Genomic DNA, 1,212 nt, shown 5'->3' with positions numbered 1-1,212 from the left:
CGCCCGCAGGCTCCAGCTGGGATTGAGCGGCGCTTTGGCTGCCAGTTCCGGCATTAACGCCCCAATCCAGGCGGTGGTGGCGGGCATAAACTGCCCCAATCCCTGCGCCCCGATGGGGTTCGTGATGCCGGGCTGCCAGCCGCTTTCATGGTCAATCTGGGCGGCAAAATCCGCCACCGGCGCATTGATTCCCCACACCAGACGGGCGTTGCGTATCAGGTCAGCACGGTATGCTAGCGCCGCTTGTGGGGGACGCGCCGCATCGGCATCAAGCGCGCTACCAAAGAGCACTATCAGCAAAAGGAATAACAGCCATCTGGGGTCGCCCTGTGGATGTTGATAGCGGTTCATGGTCATAACCCGATTGCCACACTCAGACACACTGCCGCCACAATCACCGCCCGGCGCAACTGCGCGGCTGCAAAGACCTGATGGCAGCCGCCGCGCACCGGATGTCGGCCTTGTGCTACCTCCGGGTGGTCATGGTGCAGGTATTGTCCGGGCCGGGCTTTGGGAAACAGCGAACGGTCAAGCCAGTAACCGACCACCGCCGCCAGGGTAATCAAGGCAAGCTTATAGAGCACCACCGGCAATTGCTGCGGTGACACCAGGCCAATCACCAGCAACAGACCGGCAGCGGTGAGCAACCAGCCGCCGAGACGCGGGGTTTTAAAGGGGGTCAAGGTCAATTTTTTTCGGATTTTCATCACGGTCTCCCTAACTATCAGGCAGACAGTGTCGCAGGGGATAGCTACAAACGCTTTTAAAGCGGTTTACTAGTGGGAATAACAGGGGGTCGTTAGATTACGCTCAGCAATTGCCCCGAATGGGGCAAGGGAAAAAGCGCGACCCACCCGGTGCGCTAACACCGGACAGGCCGCCAACACACAGATATGGCCTGTGAGTCAACCGTGGCGCTTTCCGTTCTCGAGAACAGGAAAGAGTCTACACGAATTTCCATTAGTGAAACAGGCTTACAGACAATGACGCAACATTTTTTACCAATACTGCCCTGGATAGGCGGTAAACGGCGGCTGGCAAAACAGATTTTACCGCGCTTCCCGGCGCATACCTGCTACGTGGAGCCATTTTGTGGCGCGGCGGCACTTTACTTTATGAAATCACCAAGCCAAGCAGAGGTGATTAACGACATCAACGGCGAGTTGGTCAATCTTTATCGGGTACTCAAGCACCATCTGGAAGAGTTTATGC

At 57.0% G+C, this 1,212-nt stretch carries 3 protein-coding genes; 1 reads left to right on the top strand and 2 read right to left on the bottom strand.

The features are described 5' to 3' along the window. Together CBG25_RS08970 and CBG25_RS08965 are read right to left on the bottom strand one after the other, a co-directional pair. The coding region (locus tag CBG25_RS08970; RefSeq protein ID WP_290606132.1) for a transglycosylase SLT domain-containing protein at positions 1-357 on the bottom strand (357 nt) is incomplete at its 3' end. Beyond that, positions 354-707, bottom strand: a complete 354-nt coding sequence (locus tag CBG25_RS08965) for a putative holin (RefSeq protein WP_290606130.1) — start codon at positions 705-707, stop codon at positions 354-356. The genes CBG25_RS08965 and CBG25_RS08970, both read right to left, overlap by 4 nt. 276 nt (positions 708-983) lie before the next feature. Here CBG25_RS08965 and CBG25_RS08960 point away from each other — a divergent pair. Beyond that, the coding region (locus CBG25_RS08960; protein WP_290606134.1) for a DNA adenine methylase at positions 984-1,212 on the top strand (229 nt) is incomplete at its 3' end.

This window comes from Arsenophonus sp. ENCA (assembly GCF_002287155.1).
Lineage (GTDB): Bacteria > Pseudomonadota > Gammaproteobacteria > Enterobacterales > Enterobacteriaceae > Arsenophonus > Arsenophonus nilaparvatae.
The sequence above is the reverse complement of the archived record's forward strand: the minus strand, read 5'-3'. Positions and strand labels throughout refer to the sequence as shown.